This is a genomic window from Nonomuraea dietziae (genome assembly GCF_014195505.1).
GTDB lineage: Bacteria > Actinomycetota > Actinomycetes > Streptosporangiales > Streptosporangiaceae > Nonomuraea > Nonomuraea roseola.
Genome location: NZ_JACIBV010000002.1, coordinates 293,763 through 316,836, shown reverse-complemented (window position 1 = coordinate 316,836; position 23,074 = coordinate 293,763). Strand labels below are relative to the sequence as shown.

At 71.4% G+C, this 23,074-nt stretch carries 21 protein-coding genes and 1 pseudogene; 9 read left to right on the top strand and 13 right to left on the bottom strand.

Annotation, left to right across the window (positions count from 1 at the left end; all coding sequences use genetic code 11):
• Positions 1–127: 127 nt before the first annotated feature.
• A pseudogene (locus FHR33_RS51255) lies at positions 128–286 on the top strand (hypothetical protein); the annotation flags it as partial.
• Here FHR33_RS51255 and FHR33_RS51250 read toward each other — a convergent pair.
• From FHR33_RS51250 to FHR33_RS44150, 3 genes are read right to left on the bottom strand one after another with little or no spacing between them, the layout of a single operon-like run.
• Positions 250–1,326, bottom strand: coding sequence for a glycosyltransferase family 2 protein (locus FHR33_RS51250; protein ID WP_246453703.1), 1,077 nt, complete (start codon positions 1,324–1,326; stop codon positions 250–252). The pseudogene FHR33_RS51255 and the gene FHR33_RS51250 sit on opposite strands and share 37 nt — an antisense overlap.
• On the bottom strand, positions 1,323–2,303 hold the full coding sequence (locus tag FHR33_RS44155; protein WP_183661211.1) for an iron-containing redox enzyme family protein: 981 nt from the start codon (positions 2,301–2,303) through the stop codon (positions 1,323–1,325). Before FHR33_RS44155 ends, FHR33_RS51250 begins: the two co-directional genes overlap by 4 nt.
• The gene (locus FHR33_RS44150; protein WP_246453702.1) at positions 2,300–2,764 is read right to left on the bottom strand and encodes a hemerythrin domain-containing protein; all 465 of its coding nucleotides are present in this window, start codon (positions 2,762–2,764) and stop codon (positions 2,300–2,302) included. The genes FHR33_RS44155 and FHR33_RS44150 overlap by 4 nt, the downstream gene beginning before the upstream one ends.
• A 490-nt stretch (positions 2,765–3,254) precedes the next feature.
• On the opposite strand from FHR33_RS44150, the gene FHR33_RS44145 reads away from it, so the two are divergent.
• The 3 genes from FHR33_RS44145 (at position 3,255) to FHR33_RS44135 (ending at position 5,584) form a co-directional block, all read left to right on the top strand.
• Positions 3,255–3,623: a VOC family protein gene (locus FHR33_RS44145; protein ID WP_183661208.1), complete on the top strand. Its 369-nt coding sequence runs from the start codon at positions 3,255–3,257 to the stop codon at positions 3,621–3,623.
• Positions 3,624–3,788: 165 nt separating this feature from the next.
• Positions 3,789–4,334 (top strand): TetR/AcrR family transcriptional regulator, encoded by a 546-nt coding sequence (locus FHR33_RS44140; RefSeq protein ID WP_246453701.1) that lies wholly within the window; start codon positions 3,789–3,791, stop codon positions 4,332–4,334.
• Positions 4,335–4,390: 56 nt separating this feature from the next.
• Complete coding sequence (locus FHR33_RS44135; RefSeq protein WP_183661202.1) at positions 4,391–5,584, top strand: MFS transporter; 1,194 nt, start codon at positions 4,391–4,393, stop codon at positions 5,582–5,584.
• A 170-nt stretch (positions 5,585–5,754) separates the two neighbouring features.
• Here the strand turns inward: FHR33_RS44135 and FHR33_RS44130 are convergent, their stop codons facing one another.
• From FHR33_RS44130 to FHR33_RS44120, 3 genes are all read right to left on the bottom strand, one after another.
• Complete coding sequence (locus FHR33_RS44130) at positions 5,755–6,390, bottom strand: MBL fold metallo-hydrolase (RefSeq protein ID WP_183661199.1); 636 nt, start codon at positions 6,388–6,390, stop codon at positions 5,755–5,757.
• A 166-nt stretch (positions 6,391–6,556) separates the two neighbouring features.
• Positions 6,557–9,613: a WD40 repeat domain-containing protein gene (locus tag FHR33_RS44125; RefSeq protein ID WP_183661196.1), complete on the bottom strand. Its 3,057-nt coding sequence runs from the start codon at positions 9,611–9,613 to the stop codon at positions 6,557–6,559.
• A 171-nt stretch (positions 9,614–9,784) separates the two neighbouring features.
• A complete protein-coding gene (locus FHR33_RS44120) occupies positions 9,785–10,378 on the bottom strand; it encodes a TetR/AcrR family transcriptional regulator (RefSeq protein WP_183661194.1) in 594 nt (197 codons plus the stop codon).
• Between the two features lie 142 nt (positions 10,379–10,520).
• Here FHR33_RS44120 and FHR33_RS44115 point away from each other — a divergent pair, with 142 nt between their 5' ends.
• Positions 10,521–11,540, top strand: coding sequence for an aldo/keto reductase (locus FHR33_RS44115; RefSeq protein WP_183661191.1), 1,020 nt, complete (start codon positions 10,521–10,523; stop codon positions 11,538–11,540).
• A 41-nt stretch (positions 11,541–11,581) separates the two neighbouring features.
• On the opposite strand, the gene FHR33_RS44110 is transcribed toward FHR33_RS44115, so the two are convergent.
• Positions 11,582–11,851, bottom strand: coding sequence for a helix-turn-helix domain-containing protein (locus tag FHR33_RS44110; protein WP_183661188.1), 270 nt, complete (start codon positions 11,849–11,851; stop codon positions 11,582–11,584).
• An 86-nt stretch (positions 11,852–11,937) separates the two neighbouring features.
• Here FHR33_RS44110 and map point away from each other — a divergent pair, with 86 nt between their 5' ends.
• Complete coding sequence (gene map / locus FHR33_RS44105) at positions 11,938–12,762, top strand: type I methionyl aminopeptidase (protein ID WP_183661185.1); 825 nt, start codon at positions 11,938–11,940, stop codon at positions 12,760–12,762.
• On the opposite strand, the gene FHR33_RS44100 is transcribed toward map, so the two are convergent.
• A complete protein-coding gene (locus FHR33_RS44100) occupies positions 12,759–14,069 on the bottom strand; it encodes an MFS transporter (protein WP_183661182.1) in 1,311 nt (436 codons plus the stop codon). The two genes, map and FHR33_RS44100, sit on opposite strands and share 4 nt — an antisense overlap.
• Positions 14,070–14,116: 47 nt before the next feature.
• Between FHR33_RS44100 and FHR33_RS44095 the strand changes: the two genes are divergently transcribed.
• Positions 14,117–14,902, top strand: coding sequence for an SAM-dependent methyltransferase (locus tag FHR33_RS44095; RefSeq protein ID WP_183661179.1), 786 nt, complete (start codon positions 14,117–14,119; stop codon positions 14,900–14,902).
• Between the two features lie 165 nt (positions 14,903–15,067).
• Here the strand turns inward: FHR33_RS44095 and FHR33_RS44090 are convergent, their stop codons facing one another.
• The 4 genes from FHR33_RS44090 to FHR33_RS44075 form a co-directional block, all read right to left on the bottom strand.
• Positions 15,068–15,466: an STAS domain-containing protein gene (locus FHR33_RS44090; RefSeq protein WP_183661177.1), complete on the bottom strand. Its 399-nt coding sequence runs from the start codon at positions 15,464–15,466 to the stop codon at positions 15,068–15,070.
• 123 nt (positions 15,467–15,589) lie between these two features.
• Entirely contained in the window at positions 15,590–16,597 is a 1,008-nt protein-coding gene (locus FHR33_RS44085; RefSeq protein ID WP_183661174.1) for an NAD-dependent epimerase/dehydratase family protein, read from the bottom strand.
• A 180-nt stretch (positions 16,598–16,777) separates the two neighbouring features.
• Positions 16,778–18,337, bottom strand: a complete 1,560-nt coding sequence (locus tag FHR33_RS44080; protein WP_183661171.1) for a serine/threonine-protein kinase — start codon at positions 18,335–18,337, stop codon at positions 16,778–16,780.
• Between the two features lie 105 nt (positions 18,338–18,442).
• Complete coding sequence (locus FHR33_RS44075) at positions 18,443–18,958, bottom strand: NADPH-dependent FMN reductase (protein WP_183661168.1); 516 nt, start codon at positions 18,956–18,958, stop codon at positions 18,443–18,445.
• Positions 18,959–19,165: 207 nt separating this feature from the next.
• Between FHR33_RS44075 and FHR33_RS44070 the strand changes: the two genes are divergently transcribed.
• Entirely contained in the window at positions 19,166–21,952 is a 2,787-nt protein-coding gene (locus tag FHR33_RS44070; RefSeq protein ID WP_376773311.1) for an ATP-binding protein, read from the top strand.
• A 20-nt stretch (positions 21,953–21,972) separates the two neighbouring features.
• The gene (locus FHR33_RS44065; RefSeq protein ID WP_183661163.1) at positions 21,973–22,875 is read left to right on the top strand and encodes a zinc-binding dehydrogenase; all 903 of its coding nucleotides are present in this window, start codon (positions 21,973–21,975) and stop codon (positions 22,873–22,875) included.
• Here FHR33_RS44065 and FHR33_RS51245 read toward each other — a convergent pair.
• Entirely contained in the window at positions 22,862–22,993 is a 132-nt protein-coding gene (locus tag FHR33_RS51245; RefSeq protein WP_312896052.1) for a zinc-binding dehydrogenase, read from the bottom strand. The two genes, FHR33_RS44065 and FHR33_RS51245, sit on opposite strands and share 14 nt — an antisense overlap.
• Positions 22,994–23,074: the final 81 nt, after the last annotated feature.

Below are 23,074 nucleotides of genomic sequence, written 5' to 3'. Positions count from 1 at the left end.
GTGGACGGTGGCGACGTGGTGGCTGGTGCACTGTCGTTCCTCCTGGTCGGTGGTGGCTGGTTGGTGGTGGCTGGTCGGTGGTGGCTCCCCGCGACTGCCCGTCGAGGTGCCGGTCAGGAGAGCCGGGATGTTTTCGCTGGTCATCGTGGGAAAGAGGGGCGGGATGTCGCGTGAAGACGATGATGTGGTGACGGTGACCCCGTGCGAGGACGGCCCCTTGCTGATCAGGGGCCCCTTCGAGCTGCTGACTCAGGAGGGTGTGCCCATCCCGCCGGGCCGGGCGACCGTCGCGCTGTGCAGGTGTGGACGCTCCTCGGTCAAGCCGTTCTGCGACGGCTCGCACAAGTCGACGGGTTTCCGGGCCACGAGTGAGCCCGACCCCGCGGCCTGACGCAGGCTCCGCGGCGAGTGGGCCGCCGTCCTCAGCCTGCGCCCCGCGTACGGCACGCCGCCGCCGAGCGCTGCGGCCAGGGCCAGCCAGCTGCAGGTGGCGCGTTCGAGGATCCAGACAGGGGCGAACAGCGCCGCTGTCGCGGGGTAGACGCGTCGGCCTCCCGCTCTGCGCCGCCCCGCCTCCGCCAGGCCCACCGCCAGCGCCGCGCCCGCCCCCAGCAGGCCGTAGCGCCGCCGGGCCAGGCAGAGACCGACTGCGGGAAGCACGGAGAGGAACAGCGCCATGCGGGCGGGCTGGGCGAGGTCGTCGTAGGCCTGGCGCACCCGCTGGTCCCAGAAGCGGGCCGCCTCGGGCGGCAGCCGCCGCACGTAGAGGTCGAGAGGGCGCAGCTCCCTGCCGCCGTGCGATCGCACGGTGCGGATCAGCTCGAGGTTCTCGAACAGTACGTCTCCGTCGTATCCGCCCATCTCGATGAAGAAGGAGCGGCGCACCCCGAACGTGCCGGGATAGTCGGCGCCGAGACTGCGGTTGAGCAGGCTGCGAGCGGTGTCCCAGCGCGCGTGCCACGGCAGCGGCCAGAAGTGGTTCTGCGGGCGGACCAGGTCGGCGTCGGCGAGCAGCGCCTCCACCCTGGCCAGAGCGGGCTGGTCGTAGCGGACGTCGTCGTCGGCGATGACCACGTGCTCGGCCCTGGCCAGGCGCATGCCCGTGGTCACGCCGTTGACCTTGCCGTTGGCGAAGCGCAGCTCGCTCGCGGGCCTGACGTGGGTCGCGAGGCCGTCCCATGCGGCGGCGTGGCGCTCGAACAGCGGCGAAGGGGAGCCGTCCACCACGATGATCCGCACGTGCCGGCTGAGGGTCCGCAGGTAGGCGGTCAGCTCCTCGAGGCCCGCGTCGTCGTCCCATCGCAGCGGGAGCACGTAGTCCATCATGCGGCCACGACCTCCCCGAGCAGCGACGTCGTGCCGCGCAGCCAGCGGGACATGACCTGCGCGGCCCACAGGCGCTCCAGCGTGAGCGCGCAGGCGGCGCCGTACAGCACGTCGCCTGCCAGCGACGGGTGGTCGCGGGCGAAGGCGCCGCACAGGTCGTGCGCGGCGATCTGCTCGTGGACGGCGTCGGCCTGCACGTGCTCGTCGTAGAAGCGCGTGGCCGTCGCGTCGCCGCCCAGCCTGCGCAGCCCCGCGGCGTAGCGGCGGTTGGGCAGCGAGGAGGTCATCTCGAAGGCCGCCAGATGGCCGATCGAGGCGCCGCGCAGCCGCCGGTGCAGCCCGAACAGCGACATCGCGTTCGAGATCGCCAGCGTCGCCGCGGGCACCCTGCCGAGATGGGCGCCGTAGGAGTCGTCGAGGCCCAGGCCCCGCATGGTGGCCCTGAACAGCTCCGAGTGCATGCGCTCGGGACGGCCGCCGCCGTACTCGTCGGACTGGATCTCCACCAGCGCCGCCTTGGCCCTGCCCCGCAGGCGCGGAATCGCCCACGAGTGCGGGTCGGCCTCCTTCAGGTGGTAGATCGACCGGTGCACGACGAACTCGCGGAACTGCTCCAGGCTCGCCTCACGCTGCAGGAACGTCGACAGCGGCGGGCCGTCGTCGGCCGCCACCAGCTCGGTCAGCGCGCGCCGTACCTCCTGCGGGGGGACGGCGGGCGGGCGCGGCACGAGCTCCCGCAGCGCCGACTCGAAGCGCCGCTCCAGCTCGGCTCGGGTACGCAGCAGCGAGGGCTCCCACTCCCAGCGCTCGTCCACCTCGTCGAAGCCCTGGTAGTGCAGCTCGTAGCAGACGAACAGGGCCAGGTGCAGATCCTCGTCGTCCACCTCGTGGACGGCGAGCGGCTCGCCTCCCGGCGGGCCGGTCAGCCGTCCGAACAACGCCGCGGTGATCGGGCCTCGCGCGGCAGGCAGGTTCATCGGTCCTCGGCCGCCTTCACCTTGACCGCCAGCTTCCTGCGCTCGGCCTCGGTGGTGCGGGCGCGCAGCTGCGGGAACTCGTAGCGCTCCTCGCTGCGGGCGTGCGCCGTCACCGCGCCGCGCAGCAGCGCCAACCTGTCCATGAAGTCGGCGGCGTCGGTGCCGTTCTCTTCCATCTCGCCGAGCAGCCGCCTGGCCTCGTCCTCCTCGGCCAGCCGGTCGGCGACGACGCCGTCGCCGCCGTCGATCGTCGCGCGCGTCTTCGGATGCACGACCTGCTCCTCTGCGCGCTCGTGGACGGCCAGCAGCCGCGCCAGCCTCTCGAAGGCCTCGGCCCGCTGTCTGCCCGAGGACAGCTCCACCTCGTCGAACAGGTCCCTGATCAGGGCATGCTGCGCCAGCAACAGGTCGATGACGTCGACCTCGTCCGTCATCTCCGGCGTCATCTGCCGAGTGGCCATGAGCGATCTCCTTCCGAGTACGGCGTGCCTACCCAGGCGCCGATGGGCCACGCACGGCTTTACCCATTCCACTCCTGCGGCTCGGACAACGAGGAGGTTGCCTTGGGGATCGCCGGGTTGCGCTTTCGCTCGACCGTCCGACCCGTGCCGCGCCCGGCGGAGGCGCCCGGCGGCGAGGCGACGATCCCGCCGGCGCTCCCGCGTGTGCCCCGTGCGCCCATCCGCCCCCAGACGACGACCCCGTCGGCGCTCCCGCGTGTGCCCGTGTGTGCCCACCCGCCCCACGGCCGAAGTGTCGGACCGGGGTACCGAGCCCGGGCGGGTGATACTGAACATCGACGCGGCCGACGCCCGCATCGACCCGACGCCGTCATGGGTCCGGCCGAGCCGGAGGAACGCGACGGCAGTCCGCTCGCCATCGCGATCGACCGGGGCGTGCGGCACATCCAGGTCAGCGATGAGCACCCCACGCAGCAATGGAGGAGAACTGATGTTCCGTGACACGAAGGCGTTCAGCGGGTTCTCGGTGGACGACATCGAGGCGGCCAAGGCCTTCTACGGCGACACGCTCGGAATCCGCGTGTCGGAGGAGAACGGCATGCTGACGCTGCATCTCGCGGGCGACCGCGACACGCTCGTCTACCCGAAGCCCGACCATACGCCCGCGACGTTCACCATCCTCAACTTCCCTGTCGACGACATCGACGAGGCCGTCGACCAGCTGACCGAGCGCGGGGTGCGCTTCGAGCGCTACCCGCAGATGAACCAGGACGCGAAGGGCGTCATGCGGGAGGACGGCCCGCCCATCGCCTGGTTCACCGACCCGGCGGGCAACGTGCTGTCGGTCCTCCAGGACTGAGGAGCCCCGCACAGCCGTCTCCTGGTATGAGCGTGCCGCGCCGCCGCGGGGGCGCCGAGGCGTGCTCCGGTCGCCCCCATATTGCACTGATCGATGCAAAACGGGTAACGTACTCGTATGGCGAGGCCGAGATCATTCGATGAGGACCGGGTCCTGGACACTGCGATGCGCACCTTCTGGGCGAACGGCTACGAGTCGACCTCGACCAGGGACCTGTGCGAGGCGCTCGGGCTGGACCGCAGCAGCGTGTACAACGCCTTCACCAACAAGCGCGAGCTGTTCAAGCGCGCGTTGACCCGCTACATGGACGCCACCACCGCCGACCAGCTGCGGATCCTCGACAACCACGAGCTGCCGGCGATCGAGCGGATCCGCGCGCTGTTCGCCAAGATCCTCCAGACGGAGGCGGAGAACAGGCGCGACGGCTACGGCCTCGGCTGCCTGACCGTCAACACCACGATGGAGCTCGCCGGCCGTGACCCGGAGATCGCCCTGATGCTCGATCGCGACACCGAGTACCGAGTCGTCAACCTGAGCGCCGTCATCGGGAGCGGGCAGCGCGAGGGCAGCATCGGCTCCACCCGTGATCCCGCCGAGCTCGCCAGGTTCGTCAACGCCGTGATCGCCGGGATCCGGGTGGCCGCTCAGGGTGGCGCCGCCGACGCCACCCTCGAGGCCATCGCGGCCACGGCCCTGGACGCCCTGACCTGACCTCGGCTTTTTTCATACCCAAATTCTACACCGATTGGTGCAGAAAGGAGTTCCCCTTGCCCAGAGCCGTCTACGTCCTGGCCATAGGCATTTTCGCCATGGTGACCAGCGAGTTCGCCGTCGGAGGCCTGATGCCCGAGATGGCACACGGACTCGGCGTGACCATCTCCCAGATCGGCTATCTGATCACCGCCTTCGCGGTGGCCATGTCGGCGGGCGGGCCGCTGATGACCGTCGCGCTGGTGCGGATACGCCCGAAACCTGCACTCATGGTGCTGTTCGCGATCTTTCTGGTGGGCAATGTGCTCGCGGCGCTCGCGCCGTCCTATCCGATCATGATGGTCGCGCGCGTCATCACCGGAGTCGCCTCCCAGGCGTTCTTCGGCGTCGCCATCTCGGTGGCGGTCCAGCTGAGCCGCCCAGAGGTACGCGGCCGCGCCCTCGCCGTCGTCCTGAACGGACTGATGCTCGGCACCCTGCTCGGGCTGCCGCTGTCCACGCTGATCGGCGGGCAGTTCGGCTGGCGTGCCGCCTTCTGGGCCGTCGGCGCCCTGACTGTCATCGCCGCGCTCGCCACCACGATGGGCGTTCCCGGGCTCGGGCGTGCTGACGGCGGCACCGGCGACTTCAGGCAGGAGGTGGCGGTCTTCAGGAACAGCAGGCTGTGGCTGGCGCTGTCGACCAGCACCCTCATCATCGGCGCGACCTTCGCCGCCTTCAGCTATCTCAGCCCGATCCTCACCCAGGTCACCGGGTTCTCCTCGGGGACCGTGCCCCTGCTGCTCGTCGCGTACGGCGCCGCCACCGTGATCGGGAACCACGTCGTCGGACGCCTGGCCGACAGGCACACCATCAGCGTCCTGCTGGCCGGGCTGATCCTCAACACGATCTTCCTGGCCGGTTTCGCGCTGTTCGCCCACCTCAGCGTCCCCGCGGTGATCGCGATGCTGGGTGTCGGGCTGGTCGGGGTGACCATGAACCCCGCGATGGCCGTACGCGTCCAGCGCGTCGGCAACGCGGGGCCACTGGTCAACACCGTCCACGCCTCCTTCATCACCCTCGGGGTGATCGTCGGCTCCGCGGTCGGCGGGCTGGCCATCGACGGCTTCGGGCTGCGAGCCCCCCTCTGGCTGGGCGTCGGGCTGGCCGTCCTCGGGATCGGCTCCCTCCTGCCGGAGCTCGCCCGTACCAGGGCACAGTCACCGACGGAAAATCTCATGGAGGAGCGCGTCGAAGCCCCCACCCACTGACGCGCCGCACCGTGGCCCGACCGCCAACCACCGACGCGAGGCACAGGCCGCGCCGCCGTCCACGCTCCGAAAGACGATGAAGTGGACGGCGTGATCCACGACGGCGAGCTGAGCGGGGCGACACCACCACGGAGTACCGCGGGAACGGGCCGTGTCGCCCCCCGGCCGGCTCAGAGCTCGACGCTCTCGCCGGGCTTGAGGCGGCGGATGTCGGCTCCGGAGCGCTCCGCCTCCATGGCGAGCACGCCGTCCAGGACCTGCAGGCCCCACTCGTTCATCAGACCGTCGTGGACGGCGTAGGCGCGCAGGGGGGCGGCGGTGCGCAGGTAGGCGACCAGGTCGGGAACGGTCATCCAGGGCGCCTGCCCGGCGACCAGGACCGTGGGCGCCTCCACCACCGTCAGCGCGTCCCCTGGGTGGAAGACCTCGTTGTCCACGAGGAAACCGACGTTGTCCACCGGCGCCGCATCGGGGTGGCTGAAGTGGTGCTTCTCACCGAAGACGGTCAGGTCGAACCCGGCGGCGGTGAACGTGTCGCCTTCACGTACGACCTGCACGCGCTCGCCCAGTTCGCCGAGCCGCCGTGCCACCCCTGGACATGTGTAGACGGTCAGGCGCGGTTCGGCCTCGACGGCCTCTCGCAACCGTCCTGGCTCGAAATGGTCGAAGTGCTCGTGCGTGACGAGCACCGCCTCGGCGCCGTCCAGGGCGTCGGGCTCCGGGGTCATGGCCCCGGGATCGATGACGAGCACCCGTCCGTCCTTCTCCAACCGCACACACGCATGACCAAGCTTTGTCAGTCGCATACGCCTCACGGTGGCCGACATCACGCAGGTCGCGCCAAGGTTCGGCTACCGGCGTAAGCCGGGCACCGGCTCCTGAACGCGACGCGGCTGCCGCATGCCGGTGGCCCTTGCACCACCCCGGCCAATGGGGCGGGTGGCAGCGCCGGCACGCGACCGGGGCACAGGATCACCAGACATCGACGTCCACGCCGATCGCGATGGTCCGCAGGGCACTGAGCGCGACCCAGGCGCGCTCGTCACTGCCCATCCCGTGTCTGCCGGGGTCGTTCGTCCCTGGCAGCAGGTCGAGCACGGCGCTGATGTGGCCGCACTCCGCCGCCTTCTTGGCCGCCCACGCGCATTCGCGACGCTTGGTCGCCTTGGGGAGGTTCGCGAGCCCGGCGTACTGGGCGGCCAGATCGATCAGCTGGTCGCCGGTCGGGCTGGTGGGCATGCCCTCGGCCGCGATCCGTTCGGCCACTGGCAGGTGGTCGCGCACCGAGGCCCAGTTGATGTCGCCCCACAGCCGGAGCAGTTCCGGCTGCCCGTGGACGGTGAGCGCGCGGGCAGCCGTCCAGTCGTCGAACCAGCGCACGCCGTAGGAGTGCCGCTCGTTCGGGTCGTTCGGCACGCTGCGCTCCCCGATCAGCTCGCGCACCAGCTCCGTCTCGCCCCTCCTGAGCAGGCAGACCAGCCAGGGCACGCCGTGGTGCCGGCCCCCCGGCGTGCCCACGCCCTCGTCCAGCACGACGCGGGCCTCCTGCTCCCGGCCGCACTCGGTGAGCGCCCAGACCAGCGGCAGCCGAACTGTCCAGTTCGAGCGGTCGGCGTCGGCGACCTCGCGCGCGACGGTGAACCACCGCTCGGCGCGTTCATGCTGCCCGAGGACCGCGCAGGCGCCGGCGACCGCCGCCGCGTCGGCCGCCGTGTCCGCCGCCGTGTCCGCCGCACCGCCCATGTCCGCGAGGTCGGCGTCGGCGTAGGGGAAGACGGCGGCGGCTTCTGCCGTGAAACCGGCGGCGCCGAGCGCGAGCGCGATCCGCGCGAGGTGTCCGAGGCGTCGCCGGTGTTCCGGTATCGCGAGGGCCAGTTCGCGGGCTTCGGCAGCCTCGCGCCGCCGGGCCCGGATCATCGCGAGCTGCTGGAGCGTGTCGACGGTCCACTCCGCGTGGACGACCGAGTCATGAACGGTCAGGTCGGCCAGCGTCCCCCGGACGACCGTGATCAGGTCGCCGACGGTGGCGGTGTCGGGTGGCGGCCACGTCCCCTTCGCCTCCGCCGTGCTGCCACGTCCCAGGAACGGCGCCAGGAGCCGGTCGGTCTCCGGCGACCCCGCCCCCACTGCCGCGTGGGCGGGGTCGGGGAAGATCTCCCGGTCGCCCCAGCGGAACGGCCAGGCGAAGCGGCGGGCGACGGACCAGCAGAGCCGACCGTCGAGATCGTCTTGCCTGCCGACCGGCGCGATGACCGTGCCGTCCTCGAACGCCACCGCCCAGGTGTTCTCGTCCAGCGCGAACGTCGGGTTGAGCCGGAGCTGGTCGCCGAGGTCGCGGCCGGTGAGGAAGAGCGGGCGAGCGGAGGCAGGGGCATGGTGGAAGGGGTGGTCGGCCACGATCTCGCCGGTGTCGGGACGGAGGAAGCGCACCGCGTGCGGACCGATCGCGATCAGCATGTCGGCGGCGGGCCATTCCAGGCCGAAGCCGTGATCATCCTGGCCGACCGTGCGCCGGACGCCGTCCAGGACGCGCAGCCGTTCGGGGCGCTCACCGAGCGACCAGATCTCGATCCGCCCCTCGGCGGTGACACAGGCGGCCCGCTCGCCGTTCGGCGACCAGGCCCACGACCGGGCGTCCCAGCCGCGCGGGTCGGAGGCGGCCGCCCGAACGTCCAGGTCGTACCGGTGCTCGCCCGTCGTCGCGTCGACGATCCCGACGCTCCCGCCCGCCGGGGCCACCACTGCCAGGCGGCCGCCAGGCCCCCAACACAGGACGTCGGCGCCCGGGTAGCCAGGAAGCTCCGCCGTCGGCTCACCGGTCAGCGCGTCGGCGATGACGAGCCTGCCGTCGCGTTGGCAGGCCAGGAGTCGTTCGTCCAGGCTCCACTCGGGCGCAGCCGCTTCCGGATCCTCTTCCAGGCGCAGGACCCAGGCGACCTGCCGCTTCTCCACATCGAGCGAGATCGCCGCATACGCGTCCGCCGCCTCTCCGTAGACGCGGCAGCCGTCGCGCGACCAGAACGCCCGGCCCAGGACGAACATGGGCTCGTCGTTCCAGATCTCCTCGCACTCGTCGGGTGACGGCCCGCTGAACTCGATCGGCGCCGTTCCCTCCGGGCGGGCGTCCGGTGGCCCGGCGACCGAGCCCTCGTGCATCGCCACGACGACGTTGCGAAGGAGGTCCGACCCGCCTCCGTAGACGAACGCGCGCCTGCCCTCCGGGGCGAGGGCCATGCCCAACGGCCGGCCGGAGGCGAGGAAGAACGCGTCGGCGAGCGGCTCGTGGGCGGTGCCGAACGGGTCCCACACGCCGGTCGCGTTGGTGTTGTACTCCAGGGCGATCCGCGTGCCGTCCGCCGACCACTGGAGGCTGCGCGCGTGGCCGGGGAAGCCGACGCCGCCCATGATGCCGTCGATCGCATGGACGCAGCGGCCGGTGGCGACCTCGAAGACCTGAAGGACGCCGCCCCTGTCGTAGTCGTCGCCTGCCCCGCTTCCGACCGCGAGGTGGCGGCCGTCCGGGCTGAGCGCGTGGCCGTTCAGCTCGCCGTGGTGCACGTCGGAGTGGCGCAGCAGCGCGCCCGCGTCGCGCAGTCTGGCGGTGGCGAGGCGATGCGCGTCGGTGACGCCGTGGGCGCGCTCCAGTGCCTGGAGGGCGTCCCGCAGCGGCACGGTGTCGCGCTCCGGGGAGAACGCGGACCAGTCGGCGTTCTTGAGACGGTCAAGGGCCTCGCCGGGGCCCATCGGCTCGCCAGGGACGCCGGTGAACGGCGGGGACGGTGGCGCGGTGCCGGGCTCCCTGCCGTCGAGCACGGCCTCCAGCGCGTCCTCGTCGTAGATCGGAACGCCGCGTACCGCCGCAGGACCCGCCTTGGCCCCCGACTTCGCCCCGGCGAAGACCAGGTCGGTCCTGGCCGTGACCGACGCGGTCACCTTCGCGCCCAACGCCTCCAGACGGCGCTTGGCCTCATCCTTCGAAAGCCGGCCGAACCGCCCGGCCAGCACGATCTGGCTGCCGTTGATCATCATGCCAAGCGACCGTAACGGACATGACCGACACTTCACCTCTTGTTCGGTGAACGCACCCCGACATCCTGTGGCGCGACGGGGGAGCGGAGTCCACCCAGGTCCGCGCGACCAGCCTCAAGCAGCTCTCTGGCCGACAAGACCTGCCCGGTGGAGACGTCGCGGGAGCCGAGGTCAGTGATGTGGTCGGCGCAGCCCTGCGATGAGGAGGTCGACCATGTGGCGTGCGTCGTAGCGGGGGTCGCTGTCCGCGCCGATGCAGAGGTTGCCGACGCCGCGCATGAGCTCGTACGCATCGATGTCGGGGCGGATCTCGCCGGCGACGGTTGCGGCTTCGAGCAGTTCGGCGCAGACGGGTACGAGGCGGTCGAGGAAGTAGGCGTGCAGCGCCTCGAAGTCGGAGTTGTCGGAGCGCAGCACGGCGGCGAGTCCGTGTTTGGTGACCAGGAAATCGACGAAGAGGTTGATCCACTGCCCTAGTGCGGCGTGCGGTGAAGGGCTGGTCGCCAGCAGGGTTGGCCCGGCCTCGGCGCAGGCGTCGACCTGGTGCCGGTAGACGGCGATGATGAGGTCCGCTCGCGTCGGGAAGTGGCGGTAGATCGTGCCCAGCCCGACGCCGGCCTTGGCCGCGATGTCGCGTACGGGGGCGTTCACGCCTGACGTCACGAAGACCGCGGCGGCCGTCTCGAGGAGGGTTTCCTGGTTACGCCGGGCGTCCTTCCGCTTGGACGCGCCCGCCTGCCCTGTGACCTCGTTTCTGTCGTTCACCGCGCCGCTCCCTCCGCCACCGCTTGCAAAGCGGAACTGTGTTCCGTATCGTTTCGGAACGAGGTTCCGCTTTCGTCATGATGTCAGAGCAGGGGCCTGGTAGCCAAGCCATGCGCTTCACCCGCAATGAGGGGACACGGTCATGCAGTACCGCACTTTGGGTCGCACAGGTGTGCAGGTCAGCGCGCTCGCGCTCGGCGCGATGAACTTCGGGAAGATCGGGCGCACCACCCAGGACGAGGCCACCGCCATCGTCGACGCCGCCCTGGAGGCCGGGATCAACCTCATCGACACCGCCGACTTCTACAGCGGCGGCCAGTCGGAAGAGATGGTCGGCAAAGCCATCGCGGGCCGCCGCGACGACATCGTGCTGGCCACGAAGGCGACCATGCCGATGAGCGACGAGTGCAACCATCAGGGCAGCTCGCGCCGCTGGCTGGTCACCGCGCTGGAGGACAGCCTGCGCCGCCTCGGCATCGACTGCGTCGACCTCTACCAGATCCACCGATGGGACCCGAGCACCAGCGACGAGGAGACCCTGTCGGCCCTGACCGACCTGCAACGCGCGGGAAAGATCCGCTACTTCGGCTCCTCGACCTTCCCCGCCTACCGCATCGTGCAGGCCCAGTGGGCCGCCCGCGAGCACCACCTGAGCCGCTACGTCACCGAACAGCCCAGCTACTCGATCCTGCAGCGCGGGATCGAGACCCACGTCCTGCCCGTGACCCAGGAGTACGGGCTCGGCGTGCTGGCATGGAGCCCGCTGGCCTCGGGCTGGCTGTCGGGCGCGATCCGCGAGGGCCGGGCAGTCACCACCAGCCGCTCAACGTTCATGCCGCAACGCTTCGACACCACCATCCCCTCCAACCAGGCCAGGCTCGAGGCCGTCGAGCAGCTGGCCAAGGTCGCCGACGAGGCCGGCCTGACGATGATCCAGCTCGCGCTCGGCTTCGTGACAGCGCACCCCGCCGTGACCAGCGCGCTCACCGGCCCCCGCACACTGGACCACCTGCACTCGCAACTGGCCGCCGCGGACACCGCGCTCTCCGCCGACGTACTCGACGCCATCGACGCCATCGTCGCCCCCGGCACCGACCTCGCCGCACACGAAAAGCACGACACCCCGCCCGCGCTGCTCGACCCGTCACTGCGCCGCCGCTGATGGTCCCCGCGACAGCCTCCACACCGTCTCCACGACAGCGGCTAGGAGACGGCTTCCAGCGGTAGGTCGTTGCCGCGCCAGATGGCTGCCAACTCCTGAATCGGCACGTTGAGTGCCTCGCCGAGGCAGACGATCGTGCCGAATCCGGGAGAGGGAAGTCGTCCGGTCTCGATCTTGCGCAGGGTTTCCGGCGAGATGCCGGCCGCGTGCGCGACTTCCGCCAGGTCGCGTCCCCCTCGCGCGTGGCGCAGCAGGGCGCCGAGACGCCTGCCGGCTTCGATCTGTTCAGGTGTGAGCGGTTGGCGGACCATGCTCCCAGGATAGGACTGGTATTACTATACCGGCAAGTGTTAAGGTGCCGGTATAACTATACCAACACCTGTGACGCGAGGTTTTCGTGATTGAACTGAAGACGCCTGCGGAGATCCAACGCATGCATGCGGCCGGGCGTTTCGTCGCCGAGGTGCTCTCCGAGGTCGGCAGGCTCGCTGACGTGGGCGTCAACCTGTTGGACCTGGAGCGCCACGTGCGCGGCATGATCAAACGGCGCGGGGCGGAGTCGTGCTACTGGGACTACGCGCCGTCTTTCGGACGCGGCCCGTTCCGCAACGTCATCTGCCTGTCGGTCAACGACGCCGTCCTGCACGGCCTGCCCCACGACTACACACTGCGTGACGGCGATGTGCTCAGCGCGGACCTCGCGGTCAGCGTCGATGGCTGGGTGGCCGACTCGGCGCGCACGGTCATCGTCGGGACCGCTGCCGAGGAGGACCTGCGGATCATCCGTGCCACCGAGGAAGCGTTGGAGGCGGCGATCGAGGTGGCACGTCCGGGCAACCGCCTGGGTGACATCTCGGCGGCCATCGGGTCGGTGGCCCGTGACTACGGTTACCCGGTCAACACCGAGTTCGGTGGCCACGGCATCGGCCGCACCATGCACGAGGGACCCCACGTTTCCAACACGGGCCGGGCGGGGCGTGGCCTCACGCTCCGCCCGGGGCTGACCCTCGCGCTCGAACCCTGGTTCGCGCGGACGACCGACCGGATCGTCTACGACGCCGACGGCTGGACCATCCGGTCGGCCGACGGCTCGCGCACGGCCCACTCCGAGCACACGGTCGCCATCACCGAGGACGCCCCCTTGGTGCTCACCCGGCGTGAAGCGGAGAATCCAGCAACGCGGGCTGATTCCGCCGGTCGGCTGTCCGCGAAGGACGCCTAAGCGGCCGGCTCGCCCGCTCGTTCAGCGGCAACGACCTCGGGATGGGGGACGACGCGGCGCCGTACCGCGAGCCCGAACAGGACGACCAGCAGCCCGCACGCGCCGGACAGCGCGAAGGGAGCGGCCGGCCGCCACAGGTCGTACAGCCAGCCACCGACCCCGGAGACGACGAAGATCCCGATCGCGCCGCAGAGGACCTGCACGCCGAAGGAGGAGCCGCGGTAGCGGGCCGGCACCTGCTGGGCGAGCAGCGGCCCAGCCGTGGTGATGACGCCGATCTCGCCGAGACCGATGAAGGCGGCCACCAGCATCATCCCGGGCCCGAGCGGGTCGCTGACCAGCAGGGTCGACAGATAGGCGGCAGCGGCGACGGCCTGGGCGAGGATGACGACGTGCTGCCGCTGCATCCGGTCGCCGAGCCAGCCGAACAGCGGCGCGCCCACCACGATCACCGTGTAGGCGATGCCGACGATGGCGCCGCTCTTGGCCAGGGCCTCGGTGGCCGACATGCCGCGTACGGACCTGGCGTAGTCGACGATCCACAGCGACAGGAAGCTGGCCACGAGGGCCAGATCGGCCCTGGCCACGAAGGAGGCGGCGTAGGACAGCGCCACCCCGGGGTCGCGGGCCAGTCTGACGCCCTCGCCGATCAGCCGCGTCAGCGGCACCCTGGGCGTCTCGGTCACGCCCCAGCTCGGTGAAAGCGTGAAGCGCAGTGCCAGGGCGCCGACCACGACCAGCGCGGCGACGATCAGGAAGCCGGTCCTGGCGGCCGCGATGGGCTCCATTCCGCCCTGCTCCAGCATGCTGGGCAGCCTGACCAGCACCAGCACGGCGATCACTGCGCCGATGCCGCTGAAGAGCCCGAGCCAGCCGTAGGCCCTGCCTCGCGTGCGGTCTCGCACGTAGTCTGCGGTGATCGCGGACATGGTGACGTGCAGAGCGGCGATGCCGAGGGCGAACAGGACCCGCAGCGCGACGAGAACGGCCGCGTTGCCGGCGAACGGGTAGAGCGCCGCCCCCGCCGCGCACAGCAGAAGCCCCGCTACCGCGACGGGTCGCCTGCCGATTCGGTCGGCCAGCGCGCCGTACCAGGTCAAGCTGAGGATCAGCGCGACCTCCGCGGCGATCTGCAGGTAGCCGGTGATCCTGCCGAGGTCGCCGGCGGACAGCCCCAGAACCTCGTTGAGGATGTACGGCTGGCCGGCCGGCAGGAAGGTGATGACGGTGGTGCCGAGGAACCCCAGCCCCATGCAGGCCCACAGGTTGGTCTTGCTGATGCCGGGCGTCGCGTCCAGACCTAACATATGAACGATCATCGCAACTCCGGATGGAGATCGTCTAGGTTTGGCCCATGAGCAGTGAACGCACGGTCCCAGGTGTCAGCGCCGCGGTCCCCAACGTGGCCCGCATGTATGACTACTACCTGGGCGGCAAGGACAACTTCGAGGTGGACCGGCACGCCGCCGAAAAGGTCCTGGCCATCATCCCGGAGGTCAGGGGAGATGCCCGCAACAGCAGGGCCTTCCTGCAGCGGGCGGTCCGCCACCTGAGGCAGTCGGGCGTCGACCAGTTCCTCGACATCGGCTCGGGCCTGCCGACCGCCGGCCATGTTCACGAGGTGATCGACGGGGCGAGAATCGTCTACGTCGACAACGACCCCGTCGTCCTCACCCACTCCAGGGCCCTGCTCGGCCATTCCTCCGGCGTCACGGTCCAGGAGGGCGACCTGCGAGAGCCGGAGAAGGTCATGGCGCGGGCGGCGGAGGTGCTCGACTTCGAGCGGCCCGTCGCGCTCCTCGTGGTCTCCCTGATGCACTTCGTCACCGACGAGGAGGATCCGGCCGGCATCATCCGCCGTTACCGCGACCTGCTGCCCACCGGCGGGTACCTGGTGCTGACCCATGTCGCCCCCGACACGATGCCGCAGAAGGCCGACAAGGTCAGCTCCGTCTACCAGAACGCCTCCTCGCCGTTCACCCCCCGCCGCCGCGACGTGTTCGAGGGCTTCCTGGAGGGCTTCGAGCTTCTCGAGCCCGGCATCGTCAACACCCGCGAGTGGCGTCCCGACGCGACCACCGACAGGTCGCTCGTCAAGGGCGACTACCACCTGTGCGCGGTGGGCGCCAAACGGCCATGACACTGCCTCCCGCCTCTGGCGTCAGTCCCCGCGATCAGCCGCAGGGAAGGGGAAGACGTCAACGGACAGCGGCGGGGAGCGGACGATCGTCATGACCGGTGGCGCAGGCCGTCGCGGCGGCTGGGCTGCCACCGGGGCCGGCGGGCGGGTACTGCCGTGTCCGGCTCAGATGTCGGGCGTCGGCGGCGGAGGGGTGAAGGCGCTCTCCGCTTCGGCAAGGGTCGGGTAGTGGGGGAGGATGCGGTCGAGGCCCGTGCGGACCAGAAGGCTCCTGAGTCTCTCCTGCGCTCCGACCAGGGCGATCTGTCCACCCGTCTGCTGCACCTGGTTGTAGGCGCCGATCATGGCGCCAAGGCCGGAGGAGTCGCAGAAGGTCAGTCCCGACAGATCAAGGATCAGACGCTTCCTGCCGGGCTCGGCGAAGACCTGATCGAGCTCCTGGCGCAGCCATGACGCTGTGACCATGTCGAGCTCGCCCTGGAGCGCGACCGTCACGCCTGCCACGGAGGGCAGAACCAAGATCACCAGGGTGGGCTGGCCTGACCCGGAGGGATCGGGATTCATCAGGACCGCCTTCCCTGGTCCACGTTCTTCCTGCGCTCTGTAGAACGATGCCAGATCCGCCCGTACGGCGGAAATCCTCCTGGGCGCCTGCCTTCTTCCTCAGGTTGCTTTCGCACCGCGTGGTCAGGAGCGCGTTCCCCCCGGTTCGAGAACCAAGTGGAGCAATTCGCGTTCGCGCTGTGCGCTGAGGCCGGCACGTCTTTCCCGGTCCAGACCCTGCTCGCGTTCCCATGCCAGCGTGTCGGCCAGCATCTCGGCCCTGGGCCGATGACGCAGCCCCGCGGCGCGCCCCGCGGAGCCGTTCCTGGCCGACCACCCCTCCCAGCCCGGCTCGACCAGCCACATCGGCAGCGACTCGGGCCCCATGTACTCGGCCACGCCGTTCGCGAGCAGCCATGCCGACTCGGCGGTGACCACAGGACCGGTGTGCCCGCCGACGGCGCGCGACAGCTCGATCCACTCTCCGAACGGAACGACAGGACCGACGGCGTCGTAGGTGCCGACGCTCCCCTTCTCCGCGGCGTCGAGCAGCCATGCGGCGAGGTCGCGCACGTCGACCGCCTGTGTCGGCCTGGCGGGAGTGTCGGGCACCAGCATCGGCCCTCGGGTGTCGCGGGCGGCGCGGGCCACCCAGTAGCCGGAGCGCCCGCTGGTGTCTCCGGGGCCGCCGATGAGACCGGCGCGCGCGATGAGGAGGCGGTCGCCCACGGCGGCGGTCGAGACCTGCTCGCAGGCGACCTTCGCCTCGCCGTACAACGCGCGGTCGACCTCGTCCTGGCCGGTCGGAGCGAGCAGGGCCGCGGACTCGTCCGCGTCCGGCGCGTCATGGGAGGCGTAGGCGTTGATGGAGGAGACATAGACCCAGTGCCCGGCCCTGCCACCGAGCGCGTCGAGCGCCCCGCGCACGAAGCCCGGCTGCCAGGACACCTCGAGGACCGCATCCCATTCGCGGTCGAGCAGCGGTTCGTACGCCGAAGGATCGCGCCGGTCGGCGGCCACCAGCCTCGCTCCGTCCACGACCTCTCCGCTCTCGCCGCGAGCAAGGCACGTCACCCGATGGCCGCGCTCGATCGCCTGCCGCGACAGCTCCCTGCCCACCCACGCTGTTCCGCCCAGAACCAAGATCTCCATCCCGCCACCCAAGCACCGCGCACATGGAGAACCCAGGCGTCTTCGCCGACAGCGGACCCGGTTCGCCGACGGCGTACCGTGGTCGCCGCCCGGTCCCGCGGCCCGCACCGTGACCGGCCGACCCACCGGCCGCGCCCCGCCTCTCCGGCGGGACACGTCAGGGCGAACCAGGCCCGTCGCTCAGGCGGCGGAGGTCCCCTGCGACGGTCGCCCTCTGGCCTGTACGGCTCGCGCCACCGCCAGCCCCGCGGTCGCCAGCGCCCACACCGCGCTCGTCAGCCGCCCGAGCGCCTCCGTGGTGAACGCGCCGCTCCGCGGATGGGCGAGACCTGCCTCGGACAGCAGGCCGGTGACGCCCGCGACCAGCAGCAGCAGGCCGCTCAGCACCGCGAGGAAGGCGACGACCCGGCTCCAGCGCGACAGCAGCAGGCCGGTGACGAGAAGGATCAGGGCGGTCAGCAGCGTGGCCGCCGACACCAGCGTCATGAGGTCGGCGCGTAAGGAGTCCTCGAGCCGCTCCCGCGTGGCGAGCGGCAGCGACGGGAGCGCGAAGGCCACCACGAGCGGGACATGGACCAGGCCGAGGAGGGCCGCGGGCCAGGATGCCCGGCCGAGCGCCACACACAGGAGCCCCGCCACGACCGCGAACGCGATCGCTCTCGGCAGGTCCACCTGGAACGGCTCCGCCATGGCGAAGTCCATGGACGCCAGGGCGAAGTACACGCTGTAGTACAGCAGCGGAAGTCCGGCCAGGAGCGCCAGCCCACCCGCCACCAGCCCGGCCGCGCCCGTCTCCACCCGCCTCGGGTCTCCCGGGACGCCCGGAGAGCGGCCCTGGTGCCGGAAGGAGGCGGGATGAGGGTTCGGCGGGGCCACCTCCGTCGGGTGGTGCGAAGGGGCCGCGATCGTGAGACGGTCCCCCTCGGGAAAGCGGCTGGTGGCCGGTCGCGCCGCGGGGGCGGCCCCCGTCAGGGCCGGCAGGAGGGCCGTGGCGGTCGGACGCGCCGCCGGATCCTTGGCCAGGCAGGATCTCAGCAGCGGGCGCAGTTCGTCCGGCACGCCCGACAGGTCCGGCTCGGTGGTCAGGATGGCGTGCATGAGCGCCGGCATCGTGTCGCCGCGGAAGGCGTAGCGCCCCGTCGCCGCGTAGATCATGGTGCTGGCCCAGCTGAACAGGTCCGTCGCACCGGTGAGGCCGCGCCCTTCGAACTGCTCGGGAGCCATGAACGCGGGGGTGCCCATGACGCTGTGCGTGGTGGTGTGGCCGGCGGCTCTGGCGATGCCGAAGTCGATCACCACCGGCCCCTCCGGCCCCATGATCACGTTGCTGGGCTTGAAGTCGCGGTGCACGACCCCGGCCCAGTGGATGGCGTCCAGGGCGGTCAGGGTCGCCACGGCCAGGCGTTGCAGGCCGCCGCCTGACCGCGGGCCCTGCGTGGCGATCAGCGTGTCCAGCGAGGGGCCTGGGACGTGCTCGCTGACGATGTACGGCTGCTCGCCTTCGACGCCGATGGCCAGCACCTTGGCCGTGCAGAACGGCGCCACCCTCCGCGCGGCCTCGGCCTCACGCCGGAAGCGCCGTCGCGCGTCCTCGTCGCGGGCCACCTGGCCGAGCAGTACCTTGATGGCGACCTGGCCGCCGTCGGGCCCGCGACCGAGGTAGACGGTCCCCTGCCCGCCCTCGCCCAGGACGTCGAAGGCCTCGTAGACGCCGAAGCTCCGTTTCTCCGTCAATCCCACCCGATGACCTTAGAGCCCGAGCGGCGGGCCGGTCGATCTCGATGGCGCGCCGCCGCGAGGTGCGTCCGCCGTAAGGCCGCTCACCCTGATCTCAGGGGACGGATCTCACAGCTGACGATCACGATGGTGCTTCTCCAGGGCGTCGAGCAGGCGCTCGGCGGAGGAGTCCGGAGGGATCCGGTGGAAGGGGAGGGTGACAGGTTCGCCGACGCACACCGCGTCGAGGGCGTCGAACACCGGGCGCAGCTGCTCGACGGCCCGCAGGCCGCCCGAGGCCTCCCCGTAGGCGACGAAGGCGACGGGCTTGCCCCGCCACTCCTCGTGGTACCAGTCGATGGCGTTCTTGAGCGAGGCGGGAAAGCTGTGGTTGTACTCCGGCGTCACGATCACGAACGCGTCGGCGTCGGCCAGCCAGGGCCGCAGATGCTCCACGGCCGGCGGTCCGGTGACCCCACGCGCGGGGAAGCCGGCCGGCAGTACCGTCGGCAGCCACGCTTCGGCCAGGTCGATGACGTCCACGTCGAGATCGTCTCGGCGACACGCTCTGGCGTGCAGCCAGGCCGCCGCGGTCGGACCGAACCTGCCCTGCCGTACGCTGCCGATGATGATCGCGAGTCGCATCCCGCCTCCTTCCGTCCGGTTGACGACGCCACTGTGCCGGCGGGCGCGCACGATCGGCTGGGGGTCGGCGGCCGATAGCCTTACTTGATGCGATTTGGTGTTCTTGGTCCGCTTTCGGTGTGGGCTGCTGACGGGACGCCCGTCCGAGTTCCCGAACTGAAGGTTCGCGCGCTTCTCGCCGATCTGTTGATGCACGAGGGGCGAACCGTGTCAGCCGACCGGCTGCTGGACGACCTCTGGGGCGAGGACCTGCCGGGCAACCCCGCCAACACGCTGCAGACCAAGGTCTCCCAGCTGCGCCGCGCACTGGGCGATCGCGAGCTGGTGACCTACCAGCCGACCGGATACTCCCTGGTCAGCGACTCGGTGGACGCCATCGAGTTCGCCCGGCTGCTCGCAGGCGCGCTGGCGAGCGACGACCTGCGGGTCAAGGCCGACCTGCTGTCCGACGCGCTGGCGCTGTGGCGCGGCCCTGCCTACGCCGACTTCCGCGACTCCTTCGCGCACGCCGCCGCCTCCCGCCTCGACGAACAGCGCCTGACGGCGCTCGAGGAGCAGGCAGAGGTACGGCTGGCGCTGGGCGAGCACAGCCGCCTCGCCGACGAGCTGGGGGAGCTGGTGGCGGCGCACCCCCTCAGGGAGCGGCTGCGGGCGGCGCACCTGCGCGCGCTGTACCGCTCAGGACGGCAGAGCGAGGCGCTGGCCGGGTACGCCGAGCTGCGCGAGCTGCTGGCCGACGAGCTGGGGCTCGATCCAGGCCCCGAGCTGGTCGCGCTCCACCAGGCGATCCTGGTGCAGGATCCGGCGCTGACGCCCGCGCCCGCGGCGTCCTCGACGAACCTTCCCGCGCAGCTCACCTCCCTCATCGGCAGGGACGGGGCGGTGGCCGAGGTCAGGGCCATGCTCGACTCCTCCAGGCTGGTCACGCTGACCGGTCCTGGCGGTGTGGGCAAGACCCGGCTGGCGCTGGCCGCCGCCGCCTCGGTCGAGCTGCCGGGCGGCGTGTGGCTGGTGGAGCTGGCCGGCGCCGTCGGGCAGGTGGCCGAGTTGGTGGCCGCCGCGCTGGGGATCAGGGACGAGACCTCCACGCCTCCTCAGGTGCCCGTCCCCGACCTGGCCCATCGGCTGGCCGACGCGCTGCGCGGGCAGCGGCTGCTGCTCGTGCTCGACAACTGCGAGCACCTGGTCGAGGAGGTGGCCGCGCTGGTGGACCTGCTGCTGCGCAAGGCCCCCGGGGTCCGGGTGCTCGCCACCAGCCAGGAGTCGCTGGCCCTGCCGGGCGAGAGGCTCTTCGTGGTGCCGCCTCTCGACCAGCCGAGCGCGGTCGCGATGTTCGCCGAGCGCTCGGGCACGCCGCTGGACGCCGGGAGCACACCGTGGGTCGAGGCGATCTGCCGCCGCCTGGACGGGTTGCCGCTGGCGCTGGAGCTGGCGGCGGCCAGGGCGCGGGCGCTGGGCGTGCAGGGGGTGGCCGAACGCCTCGACGACCGGTTCCGCCTGCTGGGGGTCGCAGGACGGGGCAGGCCCGCCAGGCAGCGGACGCTGCGGGCGGTGATCGACTGGAGCTGGGAGCAGCTCACCGAGCCGCAGCGGACCGCGATGCTGGCGCTGGCGGTCCATCCCGGCGGGTGCACACTGGAGGCGGCCGAGGCGGTCGGGGTCGATCTCCACCTGCTCGACGAGCTGGTCGGCAGGTCGATGGTGACGGGCGCGCCCAGGTACCGCCTGCTGGAGAGCGTGGCGGCCTACTGCCTGGAGCGGCTCGAGCAGGACGATCCCGTGTACGGGCTCAGGGACGCCTACTACACCGAGCTCGCCGTGCGGGCCGCCCCTCACCTGTACGGCAGCGCCCAGCGGCAGTGGCTGGTGCGGCTGGACGAGGAGGCGCTCAACCTCAGGGCGGTGCTGGACTCGGCGGGCTCCCCGCGGCTGGTCGAGGCGCTGACCTGGTACTGGTACCTGCGGGGCAGGCACCAGGAGGGGTATCGCCACACCAAGGGGACGGCGTGGGGTTCCGGGTTCGCCCTGCTGGCGGGCGCCGGCCGTACCGATGACATCGACTTCCCCGACGCCAGGTCGCGCTGGTTCCTCGCGCACGCCTGCCTGCACTTCGGGGACGTGAACACGGCGGTGGGGCTGCTGGACGAGGCGCTGGCGGGGTTCAGGGCGCAGGACGACAGGTGGGGCGAGGCCGCGGCGCTGGCCGGCCGTGCCAAGCAGGCGATGTTCCAGGGCGACTTCGACCTGGCCGCCAGCAGCGCCACCCAGAGCATGACGATCTTCAGTGAGCTCGGCGATCGATGGGGGCAGCTCCAGGCCTCGGACATGCTGGGCTACCTGGCGGAGGTCACCGGCGACTACGCGCGCGCCGCCCGGCTGCATCGGCAGGGGCTGCGGATCGCGGAGGACCTGCGGTTGTGGACCGACGTGTCCTACCGGCTGTCCAGCCTGGGACGGATCGCGCTGCTGACCGGCGAGCTGGAGCGTTCGGCGGACCTGCACGAGCAGGGGAGGCGGCTGGCAGGCGAACAGGGCAACAGGTTCGCCGAAGAGTTCGCCAGGGTGGGTCTCGGGCTGGTGGCGCGCAGGTCGGGCGAGCTTGATCGAGCCGAGGAGCTGTTCCTCGAATCGCTGGCCTGGAACCGGCGGCTGGAGACGGAGTTCGGGGTGCCGTTCTACGGGGTGACGCTGATCCTGGCCGAGCTGGGGTTCATCGCCTCAGGCCGGGGGGAGGCGGCGGCCGCCAGAGCGCTGCACCTGGAGGGGCTGGCCGCCGCCCGCGAGGTCGGCGACCCGCGCTCGGTGGCGCTGGCGCAGGAGGGGCTGGCGGAGGTGGCGGCGCTGGAGGGGGCTTTCGAGGAGGCCTCCAGGCTGCTGGCGGAGGCGGCGGAGCTGCGGGAGTCGGTCGGAGCGCCGCTGCCACCGGCCGAACGCGGCGACGTGGAGCGCATCCTCGGGATGATCGCCGCCCGACCGTCAGCGGATCGTGCGTGAGGGTCGGCACAGTGGCACGCATGAAAGCACTGATCTTCAACCCCGACCTGTCCTTCGGTGTCGTCCCCGACCCGGTCCCCTCGCCCTCGCAGGTGCTGGTCCAGGTGTCGGCCGTCTCGCTCAACTTCGGGGAGATCGCCTACCGCTCCCCGGACCCGCGGCCGGGCCACGTCCCTGGCTGGGACGCGGCCGGGGTGGTCGTCCAGGCCGCCGCCGACGGCTCGGGCCCGGCGGTGGGTGCTCGTGTGGTGACGTTCGGCTGGTCGGGAGCGTGGGCCGAGCTGCGCGCCGTGGACACCACCGAGCTGGCCCTCGTCCCCGACGAGGTCGATCTCGCCCTGACCGGCGCGCTGCCGGTCGCCGGGGTCACCGCCCTGCAGGCGGTGCGGCGGCTCGGCCCGCTGCAGGGGCGCAGGGTCCTGGTCACCGGGGCGTCCGGCGGCGTCGGCAGGTACGCCGTCCAGCTCGCGGCCCTCGAGGGAGCGCACGTGATCGCCTCCGTCGGCAGCCCGTCGCGGGCCGAGGGACTACGGGAGCTGGGCGCGGCCGAGATCGTGCTCGGCCCTGCCGACCTGACCGGCAGGGTGTACGGCGTGCTGGACAACGTGGGCGGACGGCAACTGGCCGAGGCGTTCTACCGGCTGGAGGACGACGGCGTGATCCAGGCGATCGGCAAGGCGTCCAAGGAGCCGACGACGATCGACTTCGAGGAGTCGAGGTCGCGCTCCCAGCGCGGCCGGATCGAGAACTTCAACGTCACCACACCCTTCGGCGACGACCTCGCCCGGCTTGTCGGCCTGCTGTCCAGGGGCGAGCTGGACGCCCAGGTGGGCTGGCGCGGTCCGTGGGAGCAGGCCTTGAGCGCGGCGGAGGCCCTCCTGTCCCGCCGCGTCCAGGGCAAGGCCGTCCTCACCCTCTCTTGACGGCGATGACGACCTTGCCGAACGCCTCGCCCGAGGCGTGGTGGCGGTAGGCGGCGGGTGCGTCGTCGAAGGCGAAGACCCGGTCGATGACCGGGCGCAGCCGACGGGCCGTCGTCACCGCCTTGAGGGAGCGCTCCAGCAGGCCGGTGTCTGGACGACGAGGGTCTGGCCCGGCCGCAGGCCCTCGCCGTCGCCGGTC

Bases quoted from the DNA above. Each gene is read 5' to 3' on its own strand.
- FHR33_RS44115 (WP_183661191.1), top strand. From the start codon at position 10,521: ATGCAGTACCGCACTTTGGGTCGCACAGGTGTGCAGGTCAGCGCGCTC.
- FHR33_RS44085 (WP_183661174.1), bottom strand. From the start codon at position 16,597: ATGGAGATCTTGGTTCTGGGCGGAACAGCGTGGGTGGGCAGGGAGCTG.
- FHR33_RS44065 (WP_183661163.1), top strand. From the start codon at position 21,973: ATGAAAGCACTGATCTTCAACCCCGACCTGTCCTTCGGTGTCGTCCCC.
- FHR33_RS44140 (WP_246453701.1), top strand. From the start codon at position 3,789: ATGCGCACCTTCTGGGCGAACGGCTACGAGTCGACCTCGACCAGGGAC.
- FHR33_RS44130 (WP_183661199.1), bottom strand. From the start codon at position 6,390: ATGCGACTGACAAAGCTTGGTCATGCGTGTGTGCGGTTGGAGAAGGAC.
- FHR33_RS44075 (WP_183661168.1), bottom strand. From the start codon at position 18,958: ATGCGACTCGCGATCATCATCGGCAGCGTACGGCAGGGCAGGTTCGGT.
- FHR33_RS44155 (WP_183661211.1), bottom strand. From the start codon at position 2,303: ATGAACCTGCCTGCCGCGCGAGGCCCGATCACCGCGGCGTTGTTCGGA.
- FHR33_RS51250 (WP_246453703.1), bottom strand. From the start codon at position 1,326: ATGATGGACTACGTGCTCCCGCTGCGATGGGACGACGACGCGGGCCTC.
- FHR33_RS44090 (WP_183661177.1), bottom strand. From the start codon at position 15,466: ATGAATCCCGATCCCTCCGGGTCAGGCCAGCCCACCCTGGTGATCTTG.
- FHR33_RS44110 (WP_183661188.1), bottom strand. From the start codon at position 11,851: ATGGTCCGCCAACCGCTCACACCTGAACAGATCGAAGCCGGCAGGCGT.
- FHR33_RS44145 (WP_183661208.1), top strand. From the start codon at position 3,255: ATGTTCCGTGACACGAAGGCGTTCAGCGGGTTCTCGGTGGACGACATC.
- FHR33_RS44100 (WP_183661182.1), bottom strand. From the start codon at position 14,069: ATGTTAGGTCTGGACGCGACGCCCGGCATCAGCAAGACCAACCTGTGG.
- FHR33_RS44095 (WP_183661179.1), top strand. From the start codon at position 14,117: ATGAGCAGTGAACGCACGGTCCCAGGTGTCAGCGCCGCGGTCCCCAAC.
- FHR33_RS44125 (WP_183661196.1), bottom strand. From the start codon at position 9,613: ATGATGATCAACGGCAGCCAGATCGTGCTGGCCGGGCGGTTCGGCCGG.
- FHR33_RS44150 (WP_246453702.1), bottom strand. From the start codon at position 2,764: ATGGCCACTCGGCAGATGACGCCGGAGATGACGGACGAGGTCGACGTC.